6 protein-coding genes are annotated in these 4,014 nt (G+C 48.9%); 1 reads left to right on the top strand and 5 read right to left on the bottom strand.

Translation table 11 applies throughout. From position 1 onward, the window contains the following. From ACKOVI_RS03140 to ACKOVI_RS03120, 5 genes are all read right to left on the bottom strand, one after another. Positions 1 to 635, bottom strand: a 635-nt coding sequence (locus ACKOVI_RS03140) for a phytoene desaturase family protein (RefSeq protein WP_509602576.1), incomplete at its 3' end; no start/stop codon positions are given. Continuing rightward, positions 632 to 1,702, bottom strand: coding sequence for a glycosyltransferase family 2 protein (locus ACKOVI_RS03135; protein WP_509602574.1), 1,071 nt, complete (start codon positions 1,700 to 1,702; stop codon positions 632 to 634). The genes ACKOVI_RS03135 and ACKOVI_RS03140, both read right to left, overlap by 4 nt. 5 nt (positions 1,703 to 1,707) lie before the next feature. Next, positions 1,708 to 2,508 carry a carotenoid biosynthesis protein gene (locus ACKOVI_RS03130; protein WP_509602573.1) on the bottom strand — a complete coding sequence of 267 codons (801 nt, stop codon included), beginning with the start codon at positions 2,506 to 2,508 and terminating at the stop codon, positions 1,708 to 1,710. Next, a complete protein-coding gene (locus ACKOVI_RS03125) occupies positions 2,498 to 3,121 on the bottom strand; it encodes a spheroidene monooxygenase (protein WP_509602572.1) in 624 nt (207 codons plus the stop codon). The genes ACKOVI_RS03130 and ACKOVI_RS03125 overlap by 11 nt, the downstream gene beginning before the upstream one ends. A gap of 37 nt (positions 3,122 to 3,158) precedes the next feature. After that, entirely contained in the window at positions 3,159 to 3,650 is a 492-nt protein-coding gene (locus tag ACKOVI_RS03120) for a YbaK/EbsC family protein (protein WP_509602571.1), read from the bottom strand. Positions 3,651 to 3,682: 32 nt separating this feature from the next. Here ACKOVI_RS03120 and ACKOVI_RS03115 point away from each other — a divergent pair. Next, a partial coding sequence (locus ACKOVI_RS03115; RefSeq protein WP_509602570.1) for an MFS transporter occupies positions 3,683 to 4,014 on the top strand: 332 nt, incomplete at its 3' end.

The raw sequence follows: 4,014 nt of genomic DNA, 5'->3' as shown, positions 1-4,014 counted from the left end.
ACGGCTGGAGCTTTACGGGGATCAGAACCACTATAGGTTGCGTAGCGATCCATAATTTTCGAAAGATAGGGATTGGTAAGCCCAAAATCTCGCAGTGTTGCAAGTGGGGCAATGATGCGAAGGTCACGCAGGATATTTCTCCGCTTTAATAGCGAGAGCGGGCTGCGAAGTTCGGATTCAACAAATGGCTCTCGCGATACATCCCACATCGTTTCAGCACGCTGCAGTACGCGATCCCACTCTTTCGCTGCGTCGCTTCCGAATGAATCAGAGATGGACTCGAGAGTTTTCTTGCGCGATAAGTTTGTAAATTGAACTGATTTACCATCATGGAAACGGTAATCAAAAGAGGGGTCGACAGCTTCTAACTCGAGAACTTGACCCATATGTTTTCCGGTACGTTGAAAGAAATCTCGGAAAACTGCTGGAATTGTTAGAAGCGACGGTCCTGTATCGAATGCGTAACGGCCGATCCACTCTGTGCGACATTTTCCGCCAGCGCGATCAGATGCTTCGTAGATAGAGACATTATGACCCGCTCGCGCCAGTCGAGCAGCGGCACACATGCCACCTATACCTGCCCCGATGACGACAATCTTCTTGGGCTCTTTCACTTTTCCGACCTGTCCGGTCATAGAGTGCGCCCCTTCCACTGAGTCTTACCTCGATTACTCCACGAGAAGTAAAGCAGATAGATAAAGAGTACGGCCGATGCAGGATGGAGAAATGAATCACGAATGCGCGAAGAGGAAGCGGCGGCAGAGATCATTCGACTTCCGGTTATCGCAACTAACGCCCCAATCGCCAGAAGGTTGCCATGTAGAGAATAAATAAACGGAAGAACACCAGTAAAGATCATAAAGAGCGCAGCAACAACGGATCCGAAAGGAGAGCCAAAGGCTGCATGCAACGACTTGCCGTACCCTTCGCGGATTTCTCTCATTGATGAATACATTCTCGTTGACGCAATGGAAGAGCCATCAATAACTGCACCTTTGAATCCACCTGTAACGAAGGAGCGACCGAGCTCTATGTCATCAAGAACTTTATGCGCAACAGATGCAAATCCGCCCACCGCACTGAGCGAAGAAGTCTTCATTACTAAGAATTGCCCGTTACAAACGACGGTCGAGGCGAGGGGCCACTTTTCAGCGCCTCGTAAAATCAAGGTGCTCATCCACGACCATTGCAAGAGTGGTTGAACAAGGCGCTCTGCCCAGGTGAGAGCAATCTGGTGAGGGTATGGTGAAATGAAATCCAAGTTATGTGTCAGGAGAGTTCTCACTGCACGAGATATTGCATCAGGAGCGAAATGCACATCTGCATCTACAGAGATAGTGATATCAGCTTTTTCACTCGATAGGAAAGCAAAATGGAGGGCGCTGACTTTTCCGAGCCATTCAGGTTGAGGCGATGGTGCTTGAATGACTGTGATTCGGTCGGATGCTAATGACGAGGCGATTTCATAGGTGCGATCTTCAGAATTATCATCGATAACAATAACTTTTAAATTTGCTACACCTGCTTGTGCCTCCAACTGAGAGACCACTCGCTCGATGTTCTCTTCCTCGTTGCGAACTGGCAAAAGCACATGAATAGATTCTGTGATATTTGCTGCGGGCAGAGGCTTTCGAATGGTTGCAAAATTAATGAGCGAAAGTGCAAGCAGGAGCGAGTTGAGGAGAAAGAGCGAGAAGATCATTGTGCTTAAGCTTCGCCAAGCCAGTTCTTATAGATGAACGGAGTTGCAAAAGCGCCAAAGACTAAAGCCCCAAGAAAGGCGAGCCCTGGTCGATCGAAGAAGAAGAGATTTCCGATAAAGCCAGAGAAAAGAACCCAGGTAAGGAGAAGGGTAACCGCGCGCAAACTTGCGCTCTCTTTTCTCCGCTCAAAAGGCAGAACAACATTCAAAAGCGAAATGATTGCGCATCCCGCAAGGAGCCAACCAAAGAAATTGGAGAGTGGTACGTCAGGTACGAATGGAATATGTGAACCTGTTACATCCCATGTCCAGCGACCTGCGGCAACCATCTGAGGATCAAGGAATAAATCCCATCCAGCCAGAAGCGCTCCGCCATAAATAAATGTCCACTTAGCTGTCACTCGACGAGCTGCAACGAGTGCAGGGTGCACCATCATCACCCATGCAAAGGGGACCACGAGTGGAACTCCTGCGATCGCAAATCCAAGTGATTCGTCATAGCTATAGATTCCAAATGGCCACCCGCTATGAACGCCGAGAAGTTCGATGAAGTATCCGAAGAGCGCAACGATAAGAAGATAGCGTGAGGCGTACTTAATGCCGTAAGAAAGATAGGCATGAAGAACCATGGAGACGGCTCCGACATAAACGGTTGCGATGGTGATGTATTGCAGAAGAGAACCATCAGTCAGCGGATAAGCAATCTGCAGGAAAATTGTCAGCGCAAGAGCAGCACCTAGAGTGATACGAGCGCGTTGCGAAATCCCATGCCGCCTTCTGCGCGGTGTGTAGTGCCTAATAGACATGAGGGAAGTCTGCCGTATTGACGAGGTCAAAGCGGGCAAAGAGCTCTTCGCTATACCAATTAAAGCGTTTGGTATCTTCAATGACCGCACGATGAGGGGCGTTCTTGTATGCAAAACCACGTAGCGCTTCTGCCGATTGCCAGAGAGAGAAGGTGCCTTGTAATCCAATCGGAGCTTCACCAATTCCGATAGAAAAGAGGAGCCCGGGGGATTGGTGTAGGTCAACGACCACGGGTGGGATAGAGCGCCAGAATCGAAGAGATTGCGACCATTTCAAGCGAGCTCGCGTTATCGCAACGACAGGGCCGCCACTATGGCTCTGAGCCGAAATCTCAAAAGGTTCACACTTTGACCATTGTCCATGTGATGAAATCGGATTAAGAACGTACTTATCTACCTTGAGCGAGCGTTTCTTCCATCGCTCAATAAAAGGTGATTGATCAATGAGATTGATGTCCTCTGCAACAAAGAGGATGGCCCACTGCTTCAAATCTGCATCGCTTGGGGTGAAAGTTCTCCCTGTTCCAGTTCCCATGAGCTTTGCAAATGTGACTCCTGGAATATGTCGAGCAGTTCGCCGGCCCCATGCCATTTGGGTAAAAGCAAATGGCATGGCACTTCGTTTAATTGTAAATAAATAGAAGATTGTTTTATTCATAAGAAACAATCGATGGCGAAGCGCATGTTGCCTTTTGCAACTCGGCAAAGGTTGTAGGAAAGACTCCATGTGGGTGGCCAGCCGCAGCCCACACCACCTCATAATCATTGAGGGCCTCATCGATCAAAGTGATATCTGGCTTGTTGGTCCATCCAATGGGACTGACACCCCCAATTGAAAAGCCAGAGAACTCTTTTACGAATGCTGCATCCACACGTCCTAGCTCGCTATAGCCAAGGTTGCGAGCGACGAGTTCGGTATCGACGCGGTGGCGACCACTTGTGATGATCAACAAAGTTTCCTCTTCGGGAGTTTGAAAGATCAGTGATGAAGCAATCTGCCCGACTTCAATTCCTAACGCAGAGGCTGCATCTTGGGCGGTACGAGCGGTATCACTGAGGACAGTTATCGGCCCTGCAATACCAAGCCCCTCCATTGCTACTGCCACTCGTTTTACAGCCGACTTTTCGAGTATGTGCTCCACAGTTAGCAAGATTAGAGGATAGGTTTCTCATCGTGAAGTCAGATCTTGCCCGCGGTCAACGTGCTCATAAAGCTGTATGGATTTCCTTCTTTCTTATGGGGGTCGTCAACATGGCATGGGTGCCTCGCATTCCGGAAATCAAGGCGATTCTTGGAATTAATAATGGGCAGTTTGGGTTTATCTTCCTTGGCTCCACGGTGGGATCCATTCTCGCTGGACAATTTGGCGGACGACTCATTCATAAGTTAGGCACTAAATCTGTGATTACTGTGGCCTCTTTGATTTTCCCGGTCGGCCTCATCATTATGGGAATGGCAACGACAGCCTGGATTTTGTTGGTCGGACTCATTCTCATGGGATTCGG

This window comes from Candidatus Planktophila sp. (assembly GCF_046070465.1).
GTDB lineage: Bacteria > Actinomycetota > Actinomycetes > Nanopelagicales > Nanopelagicaceae > Planktophila.
Note: the sequence above shows the minus strand (reverse complement) of the source record. Positions and strands in the feature narration are given on the sequence as shown.

Coding starts and splice junctions, on each gene's coding strand:
- ACKOVI_RS03135 (WP_509602574.1), bottom strand. CDS start 1,702: ATGATCTTCTCGCTCTTTCTCCTCAACTCGCTCCTGCTTGCACTTTCG.
- ACKOVI_RS03130 (WP_509602573.1), bottom strand. CDS start 2,508: ATGTCTATTAGGCACTACACACCGCGCAGAAGGCGGCATGGGATTTCG.
- ACKOVI_RS03125 (WP_509602572.1), bottom strand. CDS start 3,121: ATGCCATTTGCTTTTACCCAAATGGCATGGGGCCGGCGAACTGCTCGA.